This is a genomic window from Pleionea sp. WD8-19 (assembly GCF_055326765.1).
This window is the reverse complement of sequence record NZ_JBUZOU010000009.1, coordinates 39,716-57,764: the sequence shown is the minus strand read 5'-3', so window position 1 is coordinate 57,764 and position 18,049 is coordinate 39,716. Positions and strand designations below refer to the sequence as shown.

The 18,049-nt window shown below is 42.0% G+C and carries 16 protein-coding genes and 1 tRNA gene; 2 read left to right on the top strand and 15 right to left on the bottom strand.

Translation table 11 applies throughout. From position 1 onward, the window contains the following. Nucleotides 1-4 precede the first annotated feature (4 nt). A complete protein-coding gene (locus ACTUJY_RS12365) occupies nt 5-1,720 on the top strand; it encodes an EAL domain-containing protein (RefSeq protein ID WP_463616404.1) in 1,716 nt (571 codons plus the stop codon). Here ACTUJY_RS12365 and arsJ read toward each other — a convergent pair. The 7 genes from arsJ to ACTUJY_RS12330 all read right to left on the bottom strand — a co-directional run bounded on the left by arsJ (nt 1,705) and on the right by ACTUJY_RS12330 (nt 6,957). Further along, nucleotides 1,705-2,916: an organoarsenical effux MFS transporter ArsJ gene (arsJ, locus tag ACTUJY_RS12360; protein WP_463616403.1), complete on the bottom strand. Its 1,212-nt coding sequence runs from the start codon at nt 2,914-2,916 to the stop codon at nt 1,705-1,707. The genes ACTUJY_RS12365 and arsJ overlap by 16 nt on opposite strands. Nucleotides 2,917-2,942: 26 nt before the next feature. Further along, the gene (locus tag ACTUJY_RS12355) at nt 2,943-3,944 is read right to left on the bottom strand and encodes an ArsJ-associated glyceraldehyde-3-phosphate dehydrogenase (protein WP_463616402.1); all 1,002 of its coding nucleotides are present in this window, start codon (nt 3,942-3,944) and stop codon (nt 2,943-2,945) included. A gap of 11 nt (nt 3,945-3,955) precedes the next feature. Beyond that, nucleotides 3,956-4,282, bottom strand: a complete 327-nt coding sequence (locus ACTUJY_RS12350) for an ArsR/SmtB family transcription factor (protein WP_463616401.1) — start codon at nt 4,280-4,282, stop codon at nt 3,956-3,958. Between the two features lie 62 nt (nt 4,283-4,344). Continuing rightward, complete coding sequence (locus ACTUJY_RS12345) at nt 4,345-4,854, bottom strand: cold shock domain-containing protein (RefSeq protein WP_463616400.1); 510 nt, start codon at nt 4,852-4,854, stop codon at nt 4,345-4,347. 284 nt (nt 4,855-5,138) lie between these two features. After that, nucleotides 5,139-5,996, bottom strand: coding sequence for an MBL fold metallo-hydrolase (locus ACTUJY_RS12340; RefSeq protein ID WP_463616399.1), 858 nt, complete (start codon nt 5,994-5,996; stop codon nt 5,139-5,141). An 81-nt stretch (nt 5,997-6,077) separates the two neighbouring features. Next, nucleotides 6,078-6,854, bottom strand: coding sequence for a molybdate ABC transporter substrate-binding protein (gene modA / locus ACTUJY_RS12335; RefSeq protein WP_463616398.1), 777 nt, complete (start codon nt 6,852-6,854; stop codon nt 6,078-6,080). 26 nt (nt 6,855-6,880) lie between these two features. After that, nucleotides 6,881-6,957, bottom strand: a tRNA-Arg gene (locus ACTUJY_RS12330). Between the two features lie 300 nt (nt 6,958-7,257). Here ACTUJY_RS12330 and ACTUJY_RS12325 point away from each other — a divergent pair. Beyond that, a complete protein-coding gene (locus tag ACTUJY_RS12325; RefSeq protein ID WP_463616397.1) occupies nt 7,258-7,677 on the top strand; it encodes a hypothetical protein in 420 nt (139 codons plus the stop codon). A 71-nt stretch (nt 7,678-7,748) separates the two neighbouring features. Here the strand turns inward: ACTUJY_RS12325 and ACTUJY_RS12320 are convergent, their stop codons facing one another. The 8 genes from ACTUJY_RS12320 to ACTUJY_RS12285 form a co-directional block, all read right to left on the bottom strand. Continuing rightward, the gene (locus ACTUJY_RS12320) at nt 7,749-9,506 is read right to left on the bottom strand and encodes an acyl-CoA dehydrogenase family protein (protein ID WP_463616396.1); all 1,758 of its coding nucleotides are present in this window, start codon (nt 9,504-9,506) and stop codon (nt 7,749-7,751) included. Nucleotides 9,507-9,638: 132 nt separating this feature from the next. Then, complete coding sequence (locus tag ACTUJY_RS12315; RefSeq protein ID WP_463616395.1) at nt 9,639-11,306, bottom strand: alanine/glycine:cation symporter family protein; 1,668 nt, start codon at nt 11,304-11,306, stop codon at nt 9,639-9,641. Nucleotides 11,307-11,496: 190 nt separating this feature from the next. After that, on the bottom strand, nt 11,497-11,832 hold the full coding sequence (locus ACTUJY_RS12310) for a pentapeptide repeat-containing protein (RefSeq protein WP_463616394.1): 336 nt from the start codon (nt 11,830-11,832) through the stop codon (nt 11,497-11,499). Nucleotides 11,833-12,053: 221 nt separating this feature from the next. Beyond that, nucleotides 12,054-13,352, bottom strand: a complete 1,299-nt coding sequence (locus ACTUJY_RS12305; RefSeq protein WP_463616393.1) for a sodium ion-translocating decarboxylase subunit beta — start codon at nt 13,350-13,352, stop codon at nt 12,054-12,056. Nucleotides 13,353-13,388: 36 nt separating this feature from the next. Next, complete coding sequence (oadA, locus tag ACTUJY_RS12300) at nt 13,389-15,161, bottom strand: sodium-extruding oxaloacetate decarboxylase subunit alpha (RefSeq protein WP_463616392.1); 1,773 nt, start codon at nt 15,159-15,161, stop codon at nt 13,389-13,391. A 16-nt stretch (nt 15,162-15,177) separates the two neighbouring features. Next, on the bottom strand, nt 15,178-15,405 hold the full coding sequence (locus ACTUJY_RS12295; protein WP_463616391.1) for an OadG family protein: 228 nt from the start codon (nt 15,403-15,405) through the stop codon (nt 15,178-15,180). 214 nt (nt 15,406-15,619) lie between these two features. Further along, on the bottom strand, nt 15,620-16,672 hold the full coding sequence (gene dinB, locus ACTUJY_RS12290) for a DNA polymerase IV (protein ID WP_463616390.1): 1,053 nt from the start codon (nt 16,670-16,672) through the stop codon (nt 15,620-15,622). A gap of 14 nt (nt 16,673-16,686) precedes the next feature. Then, entirely contained in the window at nt 16,687-18,048 is a 1,362-nt protein-coding gene (locus ACTUJY_RS12285) for an ATP-binding protein (protein WP_463616389.1), read from the bottom strand. Between the last annotated feature and the right edge of the window lies 1 nt (nt 18,049).

The window sequence follows — 18,049 nt, the reverse complement described above, 5'->3', positions numbered from 1 at the left end:
GACCATGATTTATACCGCGAGAGATGCACTTTGCAAAGATTCACGTAAGGTTTCTGGTTTCTCGCGGGCTAAAGGTGTAACAAATGACGATACCGTATTTATCGTTTTTAGCGATGAACAGCATATCGATGATCCAGAGTGTTTTATTGGGTTATCGAAAGGCCATTTAACGAAGGAATACCCGCAACGCATATTCGCCGATCTCGTCTGGAACCCTCCCGTAGCTATTCCTGATAATACGCTCTTATTTGAAGTTCAGGATATGTTTAACAATTACAAGTCCGAATTTTTGCCGGTAGTGAATAACGATAAAAGTGTTTTGGGTGTGATCACAAGCAATAGTTTACTCAAAGCGTTACTCAAGCAAGAACGCGCCAATGTCAGCCGTCTAAAGCAGCAAGAAGTAAACGTTAAAAAAAGTGACTCAATCTTAAAAAAAATCGACAACTCCGATACTTCGCAAGCGTCAGATTTTGAAAGCCAGTTCAATCGCGCTATTGCACTATCACAAAGAAACCATTCCTTACTCAGTATTTTAATTTTAAACATCGACAACTTTAAATTGATTAATGACTCCTTAGGGCGAAGCAAAGGTGACCTGGTGCTGGAACAGGTTGCAGAAAGAATCGAGTCGGTGATTAGACCTGATGATTCGTATACTAAATTGAGCAGTGATGAATTTCTCTTGCTTTTTGAAGACATAGAAAAGTCAACTGACCTTTCTATAATTGCACAAAAATTGTTAGATATTTTTACGCAACCGTTCTTACTCGGTAATGAAGAGTATTTTCTTACCGCCAGTATTGGTATTTCTATCTACCCTACCGATGCTGCGTTGCTTGATATACTCATTCAGCAAGCCAGTTCAGCCATGCATCATGCCAAAAGTAATGGCACAAGCCAGCTTCAGTTTTTTGATCAGGAAATTCATACGCAAATAGAAAGACGAATATCCATAGAGTCGCGTTTGCGCAGTGCCATAGCAACGGAAGCCTTTGAACTCCATTACCAGCCACAAATCGATAGTCAAACCAATCGAATTGTTGGTGTTGAAGCATTGATTCGGTGGAATGATGAAAAATTAGGGCCAATCTCTCCGGCGTATTTTATTCCAGTGGCTGAAGACAACCACTTAATTATTCCAATTGGAGAATGGGTACTTAAGGAAGCTTGCAATCAGCACAAATATTGGCTCGACAAAGGGGTGCTCGATGCGCCAATTGCAGTGAATATTTCACTACGACAATTGGAGCAGAGTAAGATATTAGATACGATTGATGAGATTTTGCACGAAACCCAGATTCCTCCAGGTTATCTGGAGCTGGAAATTACCGAAACGATAGCCTATCAACGACCAGAGCGTTTTGTTGAAACATTACAGCAATTGCGAGAACGAGGCATACGGTTAACCATGGATGATTTTGGCACTGGATATTCCAATTTAAATTACCTGCATCAATTACCGATTCAAAAACTAAAAATAGACCGATCATTTGTTCGAGATATTGCACGAAAGAAAAACGCAATGATTATTCCTAAGGCCATTATCAATTTGGCTTCAAGCCTTAATATGTCTGTTTTAGCGGAAGGTGTCGAAAAAGAAGAGCAACTGCAGACTTTGAATGAAAACGGCTGCTATATCATTCAAGGGTACTATTTTAGTAAGCCGCTATCATCAAAAGAACTGGAGCGATTTGCTAAAAGTCAATTTTCAGCATGAGTACTGTGATTAATATCCCTGGCTGGAATCCAATAAGAAATCATTGCAGTGAGCACAACAAAAACTCCAGAAATCCATAAACACCAAGCCAAACCAAGCAGTTGATACACGGCTCCGGATAATACAGTTCCAACTAATCGTCCAGCTGCATTCGCCATATAATAAAATCCAACATCGAGCGAAACACCTTCAGAACTGGCATAGTGAACAATTAAAAAAGAGTGGATGCTTGAATTTATGGCAAATATGAAACCGTATAGAAAAAGCCCTATCACTAATAACTGCTCGAAATAGGGTTGATGTGTAAAGCTTGCTATCACAACAGGAATAACCGCGAGCACAGCAGCAACAAAAACGGTGGACTTTCCGGTGGGAGTCGAGATCAACTTAATTGGAATCTTTGGTGCAATGGCCTGAATGAACCCGTACACAATGATCCAAGCCGCCATTAAACTCCCTACTTGCGAAAAACTCCAATTGTGGTATTGCTGTAAATAAATTGGAAGAGCAACAACAAACCAAATATCGCGTGAGCTAAACAGAAAAAAGCGAGCCGTAGAAAGAATGTTAATCGCCCTACTTTTCGAAAAAACATCAATGAATTTGGGTTTGAATTTAGATTTACCTAGCTCGGCTTTTAAAAAGAACAGGCTTACCACCCAGGCTACCAACAACATACTCAATAAAAACACGATTGTTGCCTGAAAGCCAATCAATGATAGTAATAAACCTCCCAGAAAAAAGCCGACACCTTTGAGCGTGTTTTTAGAGCCGGTAAGAATAGCTACCCAACGATACAGTTGTCCTTGCACCTGTTTGTTGGCCAGTAATTTTATACCACTTTTTGCGCTCATTTTATTCAGATCTTTGGCGATACCGGAGAGTGCCTGTGCAAACATCACCCAAGCCACGGTGAATAACGATTCCGGTACACAAAGCATTGCCAGAGCAATTATTTGAAGCAGTAGGCCAAGGTTCATGGTTTTGTTCAAACCGATTCGAGCGCCTAACCAGCCACCAAACAAATTTGTTACCACGCCAAAAAATTCGTAAAAAATAAACAATGACGCGACTTCAAGTGCGCTGTAACCCAGCTGGTGGAAATACAACACAATTAACATTCTGAGCGCACCATCGGTAATGGTGAACGCCCAATAGTTCAAAGTGATGATGAGATATTGTTTGATGTTAGTCACAGCGAAGATTAAATGAGCTATCTCTATCAGGTACGCATAATAAAACTGGCCAGTTCAGATACTCGATTGACATAGCCCCACTCATTATCGTACCAAAGATACAGTTTCACTTGAGTACCATTAATGACCATGGTGGATAAGGCATCAACGACCGATGAACGAGGATCCGTTCGATAATCAATTGAAACCAACGGTTTTTCTTCAAAGCCTAAAATTCCTTGCAGTTCGTTCTCCGCTGCTGTTTTTAAAAGTTGATTAACTTCTTCAACGCTGGTTGCTTTTTCAACTTCAAAAACACAATCCGTTAAGCTAGCATTGGCAAGCGGAACGCGAACTGCGTGTCCATTAAGCCGGCCTTTTAGTTCGGGAAATATTTGTGTGATTGCCGTAGCCGATCCGGTTGTGGTTGGGATTAAACTCATACCACAAGCTCTGGCGCGCCTTAAGTCTTTGTGAGGTGCATCGAGAATGGTTTGGGTATTGGTAATATCATGAATGGTTGTCATTGAACCGTGTTTAATGGTGAGGTTTTCATGAATAACTTTTACTGCGGGCGCCAAACAGTTGGTGGTGCAAGACGCAGCGGTAACAATTGCTGGTTTTTCACCATCAAATAAATGATGATTGATTCCCATAACAATATTTAAAACGCCGTCGTCTTTAACGGGTGCGGTAACCAAAACACGCTTTACACCCTGTTGCAGATACTTTTCCAGTTCCAAGCGTGTTTTAAACTTTCCAGAAGCCTCAATAACAAGATCGCAATTTGACCAATCGGTTTGCTCAATGGTTGTATTACTCGAAACCTTGATGATTTGTGAACCGATTTTCAATGAATCAAGTTGTGACTCAACGTTGTGATGCCAACAACCATGCACGGAATCGAAGTTTAATAAGTGTGCGTTTGTCAATGCATTGCTGGCCGGATCATTAATATGAACAAATTCGAATACAGGATTATCGAAAGCGCTTCTTAAAGTGAGTCGCCCCATTCTTCCAAATCCATTAATGCCGATTTTGATGGTCATATACTACCTTTTTAACATTTCATTAAATTGATTTGTAAACGCTCGACGTCATCGGAATATTCGTTCTGATTATGAACGTAATTTAAAGTTTCCGACAATAAAGGGTAATACTCAAACGAAGAATTTATCTGGTAAAAAACCCATTGTGCTCGTTTAGAAGAGTTAAGAATGTCCAATTTTTTAAGATAGGAAAGATGACGAGAAATAACGCTTTGTGGTAATTCCAACGCAGCCATTAATTCACAAACGCAAAGCTCTGCTTGTGAGCGTAGCAACAGCAATATCCTGAGCCTAACTGGCTCAGACAACGATTTAAAAACTTGTGGTAGATCGATCAATCGGACACCTCGTATATTTGGCAGCGCAAATATACGAGTGAATTATAGCTTTGTCCAATATTTTATTCGGAAGCGCCGGATTTATCTTTGTTAAAGATCTGACGTTTTTGTGTTGGTGCCAATTCCGTAGGCGTTACTTGGTAAGCCTGTAACTTTCCTTCATCGGAAACACGCGCTTTAAATTCAACTTTTTGTTGCTTAATCAAATATTTAAAGCCGTCTAACTGAATTTCGGAGTAATGGAAAAACGCAGGAACTTCAAAGTCTTCACAGCGAATAAACCCGTAGCCTTTTTCACGATAGTAATTTTGCACGATTCCTTCGTAGGTTTTGCCTTCTTCTACTTCGGGTACATAGTTACTGTCGTATTCTTGCTGCTGTGGCTTTTGGTATCCTGGCTGGGCATTGTTTTGGCCATTGTGCTGGTTACGATGGCGTTGATACCCATGCCGACTGCCCTTGTGCTGACTTTGCTGTTGGTGATTCGAGTTCCCATAATTGTCCGAACGATTCGATTGATCGTTATTACGCCGCTTTTTATTAGCGACCATAAACTCATGACTTGTAAGCATAGATTAGAGGTTCCGACCTAAAAATTAGAAAAATTGAGACAAATAGATACAAAAAATACCAGACCTATAAAGCTTTCATATTCAGCAGTGATGTCTATTGAAAGTTTATAAGACCCTAATAAGTGTAAGACTAACTTACCATTTAATCAATTGTCTCGCTTTGATTATTAGCAAAAATGGGCCGCTAAAACTACGATAACCGTGCGAACAAATCAAGCCCATCTTTATAGAATTGTTTTATTTTCGTTTATAACATACTGATATATTTAGTCTATTGATAAAAGTCAAGAGGTTACAATGAGAGGAATTTTAAGGAAGTGCTTTGCATGTTTTTCAGGCTTTGGTAAATGCCCCGCCGCAATATTTATCTGTAATGATGGGAATAAAAGTTTAGGTTCCGATAACTTTTGATCTCTTAATGTTCTTTTATTGACATAATCCTGCAAACTAACCCCTTCGGATATTTGCGAATTGTTTGCTTTTTGTTCTGCAATTGTTGCATAAAAAACAGGTTTTTCGTACTTTTCGGGATAATCATGACACAAATATAAGCGCGTATCATTTCCTGCTTGATAGAGTAACTGTATGGATTGATAGAGTTTTTCAGCACTCCCTCCAGGAAAATCGCAACGCGCACTGCCTCGCTTTGGAGCAAATAACGTATCGCCTATAAATATGCAGTCATTGACTTGGTAACTGACACTATCATTGGTGTGGCCTGGTGTTGAGATGACGCGAACCGATAATTCACCCACCTGGAATTCTTCGTTATTTTTAAATAAATGATCAAATTGAGAACCGTCTGTTTTAAATCCGTCATCGAAATTAAATACTTCTTTAAAGTGTGCTTGTACTTTTTTAATCCCTTCTCCAATTGCCACTTTTCCACCTAACGCTTGCTTCAACCACTGAGCAGCTGTGAGATGATCCGCATGTGCGTGCGTTTCGAGTATCCATAGGCAACTTAATGAGTTTTTCTTTATATATTCGGCGATTTTTTGCGCAAATTCGGTTGTGAGTCGGCCACTTGAAAAGTCAAAGTCATAACATGGATCAATCACTGCGCATTGGCGAGTGTTGTCGCAAATTAAAATATGGCAATTGGTGCCGCTGGCTTGGTGATGGAATGACTCTATGTGCATATCGCGCTCAAAAAGAGTTTAAAATACAAATATAACGTAAGCATAACGGGAGTGTTTGATATACGCAATTGCGATAGGTTGTTAGTGAATCAGAGGTAAACTTTGACGATTCAATGCGCTGCTGTATCCATAGGATATAATAATTTCCTGGCCATGTTGGCTTAGAATAAACGCTAAAAACGCCATTGCAGCTTTGCTATCGCTTGCTCGGCTCAGTAATACCATGTCTTGATAAATGGGGTGATAAAACGACTCGGGGATTAACCAATAAGTTCCCTTATGTTTTTCATGATCTATTTTAACTTGAGAAAGAGCAACAAAGCCTAAATCGGCATTACCGGATCGTACAAACTGATAAGTTTGGGCAATGTTTTCTCCCTGAACCCATTTATGCCTTGTCGTTTCAACTAAATCAAAATGATCTAACACCTCTACTGCTGCTTTACCGTAAGGTGCTAGCCGAGGGTTTGCGATAGCGAGGTGCGAAAACTGCCCTTGCGTTAACACATCCGAAGATAAATCTATAAAATCGCTTTTTGCAGTCCAGAGTACCAATCGTCCAACCGCGTAGGTGTAACGGCTTTCATTAACGGTTAATCCGAGTTTTTGTAGCTGAGCAGGCTTATCCTGATCGGCGGACAAAAAAACATCAAACGGAGCGCCGTTTGTGATCTGAGCGAATAACTTACCAGATGACCCAAATACTAGGTTTACTTTGTGTCCCGATTTCTGTTCAAACAGTCGGCTGATTTTTTTTATTGGCGCGCTAAAATTAGAGGCTACCGCGACTGTAACTTCATCGGAAATTGCCTTATCGCTAACAGCGGTTAAAGCAAAAAGTAAAAGTGCTCGAAACATAAGCTTTATTGCTAAATAAAGTGAATTGGTGCGCCCGGCAGGAGTCGAACCTGCTACCTATCCCTTAGGAGGGGATCGCTCTATCCAGGTGAGCTACGGGCGCAAATAATACCCAAAACATTCGTTTCGGGCATAGAACTGCTAAGCATAATAATATAGGTTTTTATATTGATAAAAAAGAGATTGATTCGAACAAAAGTAAGCTTTTTTGTCTCCTTTAAACTTTATTTTCCTAAAAATTTCCTGCTTTATGAACTTCAAAAATAACAGAAATTTAACCGCTTAAAAATCAGCGAGTTAAATTTATCAGGGATTTTGCAACAGGTAAGATAAAACCTACAAGCTGTGAGTTATTGGCTAATCTTTTAAATGAGATCGATTATAAATACGGAGAAACTCTTTTATGTTGTATCAACAAATACCGGCTTTATTCTATTCTCTCAAGCCGCGATTTAAAGAAAGCGAGTCTGTGAGAATCACTCACTCACAATTCGATCAACTGAATGAGTTAATCGGTGACTACTGTTACTCTCACGATGCCCCTCGCTTAAAGAGCCTGATGAAGCGTGTGCAGCGAAGAATGCAACAACATTCCGATCATCACCTTTGGCATACCGAATTCGATTACATCAGCAATCACTTAATGACTGCGATGAAAGAAGCTGGTTTTTGCCGACAGGAAGATAGCTCGGACTCTGTCGTCTCAATACTCAATCGACATGATTCCGGTGAAAGCAAAGATCACCGAGCCAGAAGTCGTCAGAATGATCATTTATTGTTCAGTCAGAGTGTCAGAAAAATGTTCGATAAATGGCTGCACTAAAAAGCCGTATTATCTAGATGTAAAAAAGGCGATAAATTATCGCCTTTTTATTGCTTAGGAGTTCACTAGCGTTAAATAACAGCGTCATCCAATGAAAAAATATCCTGGTAGCCGCGGTTAATTGATTGCGTAAACGTTTCTATTCGCACCAACAAATGATCGAAATAAAACTGAGCAGCGGCTCGCTTTCGTTGTTGCTCAATTTCGGGTAAAACAGAAATGACAGAGAGTTGCTTTAACCATAACCAACCACCAACTAAATAAGCCACCGCATTTAAAAACTCTACGGCCCCCCCTTGTGCAGCAACGCCTTGTTCCTGGTTTTGCTTAATAATTTCTTGTGAAAGTAGTTTTACTTGTTGTAATCGATTGTGCAAGTCTGTTTTTAAAGCGTTGACGCTTTCATGAGTCGACTCAGAAATTGTCTGCGCAATGTCGTTGAACAGCTCATTGATAGCCGCACCACTATCGGCACACACTTTGCGCGCCATCAAATCTTGCGCTTGTATTCCGTTTGTCCCTTCATATATTTGTGCAATTCGAGCATCGCGAGCAAATTGCTCCAGTCCCCACTCTCGTATATAGCCATGGCCGCCCAACACTTGAATACCATGGTTGCAATTTTCAAACCCGGTGTCGGTGAAAAACGCTTTAGCAACCGGTGTAAGCAGTGCGACTTTACGGGCAGCTTCCGATTTAATTTTGCTATCGACTGCATGTTCTTCGAGATCGATTTGCATCGCCAAATAAATGGCCAGTGCGCGATTCACTTCAGTTACAGAACGCATGGATAACAACATACGGCGTACATCAGCATGTTCGATGATTGCGGCGCCTTTTTTCCCTTCACGACTGCTGCGACCTTGAACTCTTTCTTCCGCATATTGTCGGGCAATTTGGTAAGAGACATCGGCTAAACCAATCCCTTGAATCGCAATCGATAATCGCTCTTTATTCATCATGGTAAACATACAAGCCAATCCTCGATTTGGCTCACCAACTAAGTATCCGATTGCATTATCAAAATTCATTACACAGGTTGAAGATGCTTTTATTCCCATTTTGTGCTCGATAGAACCACAAGTCACTTGGTTTCTTTCACCTATGGTTCCATCCGCTTTAGGGAAATATTTGGGAACGATGAAGAGTGAAATGCCTTTAGGGCCAGCTGGCGCATCAGGCAAGCGTGCTAATACCAAGTGTATGATGTTTTCAGCCAAATCATGTTCACCACCGGTTATGAATATTTTGGTTCCAGTAATGTTATAACTGCCTTCATCATTGGGCTCAGCTTTGGTCTTAAGAATGCCTAAATCTGAGCCTGAATGAGGTTCGGTTAAGCACATGGAGCCGGACCAAACTCCCGACTGCATTTTTTCAAGATAAGTGCTTTTGAGTTCATCGGAAGCGTGTGCTCCCACCGCTGCACAAGCGCCGGCAGTTAAACTTGGGTACAATGTGAAAGATGTATTCGCTGCGTAGAGCATCTCTTCGATCAATACGTGCAATGCTTTTGGCAAGCCCTGGCCACCGTACTCAGGATCACCGTTAATGCCTTGCCAACCACCCTCACAAAACTGTTGGTAAGCGGCCTTAAAACCATCTGGGGTGGTTACCTCCTTACCACTATGCTGACAGCCTTCTTCATCACCGCTTCGGTTGATTGGGTAGAGTACATTTTCAGCAAACTTCGCCCCCTCTTCTAAGACGGCACTATAAAGGTCGTAATCAAAGTCAGCGAAGCGCTCTATGCCTTCGAATTGCTGCTGTATATTAAAAACGTCTTTTAAAAGGAAAGACATATCTTCTACAGGTGCTTTATAACTCATAATTCGTTCCTGACACGGTCAAATAAAAAGAAAGGGCTTAAGACGTTAGTCTAAAGCCCTTTTATGTTTATGTAAACTGGTCTAATCAGTTGTCATATTCTGATAAATGGTGCAAAGAAAGCGACAACTGCTTTAATCGGCTCCACTTTTATTGAAATTGTCCCAGTATTCCCTCACCGTTTGTTTCATGTCTTTGTGTAGCATCAAAATACCAAACAGGTTGGGTATCGTCATTAAGGCAACCGTAACGTAGGCTACGTTCCAGATAATTGTGGTATCCACCATCGATGCTGCTAGGAAACAACCGACGTACAGTAAACGATAAGGTAACACGCCTTTTTCACCGACCAGATAAATGACCGCGCGATCGCCATAATAAGACCAGGCAATTGCGGTACTAAAAGCAAACAATAATAAGCCAATCGCGACAATGTATTCGCCGTATTCTCCCATTGCACTACTGAATGCCGCTATCGTCAAAGGCACCGAGTGCACCAGTGATTTACCGACGATACTGATCCCGTTTTCTCCGGTGGCGGGTTTACCATTACTGATCACTAGGTCGCCACTAAAGGGCTCGCCATCTTTTAAATAGCGTACGTCTTCGGTGATTGATTTTGCGTTCAATAACGTGAAATCGGTATTAACTGGCTTGCCCTCATGGAGGGTGATTTTGCCATCGTAGTGTTTCACGCTGCTCTCACCGCCGTTGTAATAGTCAAACAGTTTTGCAACGTCCTGTTCGTTATTATCGTTATATTGTCCTTGAACAAATACCATATCGGTTTGAGCAAACGTATTTTCGATTTTTTGGTGCCATACTCCCGAAGACAAAATGGCTAGCCCGGTAATTGTACAAATGATAATGGTGTCGATGAATGGCTCAAGTAAACTGACCATCCCTTCGGAAGCTGGCTCTTTCCCACGTGCACTGGCGTGAGCAATTGCAGCGGAACCTTGCCCTGCTTCGTTCGAAAACAAACCACGAGCAACGCCTTTCTCCATTGCGAAAGCAAAAGAAGCACCGAGAAACCCGCCAACGGCAGCCGAACCGGTAAAAATATCGGAAAAAATGGCCACAAAAGAAGGTCCAATATTTTCGACATTAGTGAAAATGACAAATAAAGCTCCAATGACATAAATAATGGCCATGGTTGGGACAATGGCTTCTGCGACTTGAGCAATACGTTTGATGCCTCCAACGATAACAAGACCCAATAAAATGGAGAGTATGAGCCCGGTTACACCTGGACTGATATGAAACGTAGTTTCCACCGCAGATGCAATGCTGTTTATTTGCGGCATATTACCGCTACCGATGGAACTGATAATGGTTGCCACGGCAAATAAAACAGCTAACCACTTCATATTTAATTTTCGTTCCATGTAGTACATAGGGCCACCAGCCATGGTGCCGTCTTGTGTTTTTACGCGGTATTTGTGAGATAACGTGACTTCAACAAACTTCGTTGTCATCCCCATAAATGCGGTTAGCCACATCCAGAATAAAGCGGCAGGTCCGCCAAGAAATAGTGCCAGTGCTACACCACCGATATTTCCTGTTCCTACCGTTCCTGAAAGCGCCGTTGTTAATGCTTGAAAGTGCGAGGTATCGCCCGGAGCGTCTTTTTTAGCGTACTTTCCGCGAACGATTCGAAATGCTTGTCCAAAATACCTGATTTGTGGAAAGCCCAAGTAAATGGTGAAAAATAATCCAGTACCCAGCAGAAGGTAAGGAAAGTAGCCTGCGGATCCTAAGAAAGCATCGAGCGTTAAAAGAAAATTATTGATAGCGTCCAAACCCATCTCTCCAGCATTTTTATGATTAAAAAACAGCCTCTTACGGGCGTTTTATCTGATTATAATTTGCCGCATACCATACCACAGCATGGTATTTTCCACCAGTTCGACAAATTCTAATTTAATGCAGATCAGAGCAGGAAAATAGCGTGAAGGCGGTTTGAATCAAGGTGAATTTAGAGTGATGGATTTATTGGTATCGCATGCGTGTGCCGCGCGAGATCGACAACTCAATTTCGCTCGCTTTCAGCTCTACCGGAAAATAACACCCAGATACCTGAGATCCTGCCAAACTTGCACCACGCAGGTTAGATTGTGAAAAGTCGATGCCTCTTAAATCAGCACCTCGAAAATAAGCACCACTAAAATTAATTCCTGCTGCGTCCATATTGCGTAGATCTAACCCTCGGAAATCACAATTGGAAAAGTCGATGGTGTTCAGTGACTTTCGTTTTTCGTTAAACTCTTTAACCTGCTCGTTTCTGAGCATCTGATACAAAGGATCGTCGATAATTCGAATCGCCATAAAGAGATACCGTTATGAATTATTAATAAATCAATTATAGATGGATAGCTGAAACGTTTGAATATTAGTGGTTAGAAGTGCCTTAAATTTTGATTTTGACAAGTCGCGAAGCCGCTGCATGGCCGATCTGATAATGTGAAATACGCTCAGAATCGAAAAGGAAAGTGCTCATTAGGCCTAACACTCATACGTTTCAGGTATGTCTCTTTAAATTGCGACTCTCAACTCACAAGCGCCAATAGCACACCGGCAGCGACAGCCGAGCCGATTACTCCCGCAACATTGGGGCCCATTGCATGCATTAATAAAAAATTATGATGGTTCGCTTCAAGCCCGACTTTATTAACCACTCGAGCGGCCATGGGAACCGCAGACACACCGGCGGCACCGATAAGCGGGTTAATAGGATGCTTACTGAATTTAGCCATTACTTTTGCCATGAGCACGCCACTGGCAGTACCAATTGAAAAAGCGACGGCTCCTAAAGCTAAAATTCCGAGCGTTTCCAGTGCCAGAAATTTATCCGCGGATAGTTTGGAGCCAACACTGAGTCCGAGAAATATCGTTACAATGTTAATGAGCGAGTTTTGAGTGGTATTACTAAGACGATCGACGACGCCGCATTCTCGCATCAGGTTTCCAAAACAGAACATGCCTATAAGTGGCGCAGCCGATGGCAAAAAGACTGCGCAAAGAACCAACACCAAAATTGGAAATACAATTTTTTCCAATTGAGTAACGTGCCGTAGTTGCTGCATTTCAATGGCTCTTTCTTTTTCGTTGGTCAGCAACTTCATGATAGGTGGTTGAATGATAGGAACCAGAGCCATATAAGAATACGCTGCGACAGCAATCGCTCCGAGTAAATCCGGAGATAATCGAGACGCTAAAAATATGGCCGTTGGTCCATCGGCTCCTCCAATAATGGCAATGGCTGATGCGTCTTTCAGCGTAAATTCAAATCCAGGAATCGCATTCAGGGCAATAGCGCCAAGCAAAGTGGCAAAAATGCCAAACTGTGCAGCCGCACCAAGAAAGAAAGTTCTTGGATTGGCAATTAAAGCACCAAAGTCGGTCATGGCGCCGACACCCATAAAAATGATTAATGGCGCAGCACCACTGGCAACGGCAACAGAATAGAAGTTGTAAAGCATACCGTGTTCGTAGCCCGCATCGCGCGCTACTTGAACCGCAGCTATATGTTGAGATTGAGTTGCGTGTTGGTAATGTTCTGCTAAGTTAGCTGCAGACTCAAACTCAACCTGTAATTGTAAGGCAATCATTTTTAAAACGGCGGGGTCAGCGGCGTAAATGGCATTTTCAACCGCATCTAATGACAGTCCGGCATTGGGGATATTGGCCATAATCCCACCGAATCCTATGGTAACCAGCAGTAAGGGCTCAAACTTTTTTGCTATTGCAAGATACAATAACCCAAGGCCGACCATAATCATGATGCCCTGCCCCCAGGTAAAATTTGCAATACCTGTGTCTTGCCAGAGAGTTAACAAACCTTCCATTTATTTTTCTCTTTTTAAACTCTGATGTTTTTACATTTAAAAAGCGACTAGTGGTGCGCCCACTTTCACAGCATCGCCTTCATTAACCAGAATATTGGAAATAACACCGCTGACTTGCGCTTTAACTTCGGTTTCCATTTTCATGGCTTCTAGTATCACTAACGTTTGTCCCGCTTCAACTTGCTCACCCGGCTTTACCTGAACTTTGAAAATATTACCAGCGAGCGGTGCTTTAAGTATCTCGCCAGAACTGGCAGTAGAACTCGGTTCTGATTTTGCTACAGGTGATTCAGCGACTTGCGTTACTTCTCCTCCGGGAGCAACCACAACATCATACGAGCGGCCGTTAACAGTCACCTGGTAAGACTCTGGTTCATCGTTATAACTGTAGTTTTTGGACTCTTGTACAGGTGGTGATGCTTCTGGCTTAGGCTCAAAAGCATCTGGATTGTGCTTATTCTTAAGAAATTTAAGGCCAATTTGATGAAACAGTGCGTAAATTAAAACGTTATCAATCAGTTCACCCTCAAGCGGAATGTTTTCACGGTTGGCGGTTTCCACTAATTCATCGCTTAACGTTTCCATTTCTGGTTTTAATAGGTCCGCTGGTCGACAAGTGATGGGCTCTTTACCGTTCAGAACCTTTTGCTGCAATGACTCATTCACTGGTGCCGGAGTCGCACCGTATTCGCCTTTTAATAGCGCTGCGGTTTCTTTACTGATGCTTTTGTAACGCTCGCCCGTTAGTACATTCAGAACCGCTTGTGTGCCAACGATTTGTGATGTTGGTGTTACCAGTGGAATGTATCCCAAATCGGCTCTTACTTTTGGAATTTCTTCCAGCACTTCGTCAAACTTGTCTTCAGCGCCCTGTTCTCTTAATTGGTTCTCCATATTGGTCAGCATTCCGCCAGGAACTTGTGAGCTTAAAATGCGAGAGTCTACCCCTTTTAAGCTGCCTTCAAACTGCGCGTATTTTTTTCTTACTTCACGAAAATAGGCGGCGATTTCTTCAAGCAAGTGCAAGTCTAAACCCGTAGCACGCGGTGTACCTTCAAAAATGGAAACAATGGATTCGGTGGGCGAATGGCCATAAGTCATACTCATTGATGAAATGCTGGTATCCACCATATCGACACCCGCTTCAGCCGCTTTTACCAGTGTCGCGGTACTCAAGCCGGTCGTTGCGTGGCAATGTAAGGCAATAGGAATTTTAACCGTTTCTTTCAGACGAGTGACCAATTCTTCTGCGACATAGGGCTTTAATAATCCAGCCATATCTTTTATACAAATCGAGTGAGCTCCCATATCTTCCAGTCGCTTGGCCATGTCTAACCACATTTGCGTGGTGTGTACCGGACTAACCGTGTACGAAAGCGTTCCCTGCGCGTGTTTATTATTGGTCACCACAGCCTTAATGGCGGTTTCAAGATTACGTGTATCATTCATCGCATCGAACACACGAAACACATCCATTCCATTAATTGCTGCACGCTCAACAAAGGCTTCAACAACATCGTCTGCGTAGTGGCGATAACCCAGAATGTTTTGTGCTCGAAACAACATCTGCATTTTTGTGTTCGGCATAGCCTTTTTAAGTTGTCTCAGTCTTTCCCATGGGTCTTCACCCAAGTAGCGAATACAAGCGTCAAACGTTGCTCCCCCCCACGTTTCTGCCGACCAATATCCAACTTTATCCAATTTAGAAGCGATAGGAAGCATATCTTCCAATCGTAAGCGCGTTGCGAATAACGACTGATGGGCATCGCGCAATACAACGTCAGTGATTTTCAGCTGAGAACCTTTCATGATGAATATCCTCGAATTAACGGCGTTTATTTCGATAGCTATGAATAGCGGATGTGATCACGGCAAGCAGTGTTTCGTCTTGTCCGGTTGGGGAAGCTTTGGTAACAGTTTCGGGTGGCTCTGGCCAAAAACGACTGATAATACTCGAAGAAATACTGATAACAATTACCAGTAAAGTGAGAAAGGAAAACACGGTTCCCATACCCACTAGCATTAATACAAGACCGTCATTGAAGCTATGCATAATGTTGTGTCCTATTGGGCATTATTTTTAATGCCGCTCCCCTGTTCTTTATCTCATTAGCGAAACATTTTGATGAGATATTTATTTTTTGTGCATTGCAGTAAATCAGGAACAACGCAAAAAGTCAAATTCAGTGAAATAGCAAAAAGTTTTGTTTTGTTCACTTAAGGATCTAATTAGGTATTGCTTAAACAGAATTTACTTAAATATAAAGTTAATAGAAAGGAAGTTCCAGTTGAAAGTTTTCTTGTGATTGCGGTTTAAGACGAACGCCCACGCCAATCAACCTAACCGGCAACTGCTTTCTTAGCCAGGCTTCTCGTGCTAAATCTTCGAACACTTGTGGCATTAAAACTTCTGCGCGACGCTCCGCCGTTGTGCTTGTAAAGTCTTTAAACTTTAGCTTTACAAACACATTTTTAAATTCACTGATCGACTTACGGTTTAGTCTTTTTTGTAATTCGTCGAGCAATTTTGATAATTGTTCGTGTACGTCCTCTAGCGTATCAAAGTCTTGACTAAATGTATGTTCAACACTTAATGACTTTCTTTCGCTATGTACATCAACAGTACGGTTGTCGATGCCTCGACTTAGTTTATAAAGTCGCTCTCCAAAGCTTCCGAACTTTTCGTACAGAGTCTTTTTTTCGACCGATTGTATATCACCACAAGTTCTTAGATTTAAATTGTGCAGCTTATTTGCAGTTACCTTTCCAACACCATGAATTTTTTCTACCGGTAAATGAAAAACAAAATCATCGACGTCTTGCGGGGCAATAACCTTAAGCCCATCCGGTTTATTCCAGTCACTGGCAACTTTAGCCAGAAACTTATTGGGAGCAACACCAGCAGATGCTGTCAATTGAAGTTTTTTGCTGATTTCAGCTTTTATCGCCTCTGCAATGCGCGTAGCGCTTCCTTGAAAATACTCACTATTAGTAACGTCTAGAAAAGCTTCATCTAACGACAAAGGTTCGATAAGTTCGGTAAACGCTTGAAAAATTTGGTGGATTTGTCGTGACACCTCTCGATATTTGTTTAAATTCGGAGGCACGATTATAAGATTGGGGCATCGTTGTTTTGCGATCACAGAAGATAAGGCCGAATGAACACCAAACTCTCGTGCGATGTAATTGCAGGTAGCGATGACACCTCGACGCTCTGGTCGCCCACCAACAGCTAATGGAACATTTCGCAACCGGGGGTTATCACGTGCTTCAACAGCAGCATAAAAACAATCCATGTCGATGTGAATGATTTTTCGCAAGAGCAGCCTCGCCTTTAAACGCGTTTAAAGGTAAAGCGAAGGTTAAACTGAGCACCTTGTCGAATACTTTCGGTAATATGAATGGAGCCATCATATTGGTGTACCAATTCAGCGACAACGGACAGACCAATACCCTGACCTTCTGTTTTTTCATCCAATCTTTGGCCACGCTGTAAGATCGTTTCTCGTTTTGAAGGCTCGATTCCCGGTCCATCATCAGCGATTTGAATATCCAAAATGCTGTTCCGTTTTTGTGTGGAGCTGATTACATTTATGGAGACCCAACGTTTTGTCCATTTACAGGCGTTATCCAATAAATTTCCCATAATTTCCATAAAGTCACCATCGTCACCATAAAATCGAGCTTTACCATCGCAGTTCAAATTAAATTCAATGCCTTTATGTTGATAAACTTTGGCTAAAGCCGCTATGGTTTTCTCAAGATTATGTTTTATGTTGACCGATGACAGCATGTGCCCTTGGCTACCACTGACGGCTCGATGGAGCTGATACTGGATAATTTCATCCATACGACGAATTTGAGAGTGAACGAGTTCACTTTGCTCTTCTTGTAATCTTAAATCAGACAGACTGCCTTTTAGTACGGCTAAAGGTGTTTTTAAACTGTGCGCCAAGTTTGATAATGTGTTACGGTACTTTTCTCGTTGCGCTCGCTCTGCATCAATTAGTAAATTTAAATTACTGGCCAAAGGAAGCAGCTCGGTTGGGTAGTTGCCGGAAAGAGATTGCTGCTTTCCGAGCTCTATATTTTCCAAATCACGCGCTACCAGGTTTAAAGGTGACAAACCCCAACGTAATGCTATCCACTGAATCAACAACATTGCAGCCAATACAAACCCCATTCCACTCCATAGCGTTAATCGAAATCGTTTGATGACAACATTCAATAATGATGCTTCGTATAACAGAGTCATCAAATAATAGTGCTCACTTTCATCCTCACTTTCCCAAATTACGGAATACCGTAAACGGAAATATTCCACTTGATTTATCGAGGTACGATCGAAAAAGAATTCGCCGGGAGCAATGATTTCAGCTAAATGTAAATCGAGATCGACTGCGCTGAATGAGCGCCATAACTCATCTTCATGCCCGTTATAAACAAAGGCATAACGGCCACTGTCAATCTGATTGAATGCGGACTCGCGAACCACTTCTGGAATATAGAGTTTTCCTGGCTCTTCTTCTTCGGCTGCGGTTAAAATCATATAAAGTTGCGTTTGCATCCGTTGCTTAAGTTCATCGACAAGACTTTCTTCAAAAGCACGCTCTAAAACCACAGCAACGCCAGTAACCAAAACCACTAGTGAAATAGAAAGAATTACGACCAGACGAAATCGTAAAGACGTTCGCATG

What these genes read in the sequence shown, in the direction of transcription:
- ACTUJY_RS12365 (WP_463616404.1), top strand. Translation starts at nt 5, where the DNA reads ATGATTTATACCGCGAGAGATGCACTTTGCAAAGATTCACGTAAGGTT.
- ACTUJY_RS12355 (WP_463616402.1), bottom strand. Translation starts at nt 3,944, where the DNA reads ATGACCATCAAAATCGGCATTAATGGATTTGGAAGAATGGGGCGACTC.
- ACTUJY_RS12345 (WP_463616400.1), bottom strand. Translation starts at nt 4,854, where the DNA reads ATGCTTACAAGTCATGAGTTTATGGTCGCTAATAAAAAGCGGCGTAAT.
- ACTUJY_RS12340 (WP_463616399.1), bottom strand. Translation starts at nt 5,996, where the DNA reads ATGCACATAGAGTCATTCCATCACCAAGCCAGCGGCACCAATTGCCAT.
- modA (WP_463616398.1), bottom strand. Translation starts at nt 6,854, where the DNA reads ATGTTTCGAGCACTTTTACTTTTTGCTTTAACCGCTGTTAGCGATAAG.
- ACTUJY_RS12325 (WP_463616397.1), top strand. Translation starts at nt 7,258, where the DNA reads ATGTTGTATCAACAAATACCGGCTTTATTCTATTCTCTCAAGCCGCGA.
- ACTUJY_RS12320 (WP_463616396.1), bottom strand. Translation starts at nt 9,506, where the DNA reads ATGAGTTATAAAGCACCTGTAGAAGATATGTCTTTCCTTTTAAAAGAC.
- ACTUJY_RS12310 (WP_463616394.1), bottom strand. Translation starts at nt 11,832, where the DNA reads ATGGCGATTCGAATTATCGACGATCCTTTGTATCAGATGCTCAGAAAC.
- ACTUJY_RS12305 (WP_463616393.1), bottom strand. Translation starts at nt 13,352, where the DNA reads ATGGAAGGTTTGTTAACTCTCTGGCAAGACACAGGTATTGCAAATTTT.
- oadA (WP_463616392.1), bottom strand. Translation starts at nt 15,161, where the DNA reads ATGAAAGGTTCTCAGCTGAAAATCACTGACGTTGTATTGCGCGATGCC.
- ACTUJY_RS12295 (WP_463616391.1), bottom strand. Translation starts at nt 15,405, where the DNA reads ATGCATAGCTTCAATGACGGTCTTGTATTAATGCTAGTGGGTATGGGA.
- ACTUJY_RS12285 (WP_463616389.1), bottom strand. Translation starts at nt 18,048, where the DNA reads ATGCGAACGTCTTTACGATTTCGTCTGGTCGTAATTCTTTCTATTTCA.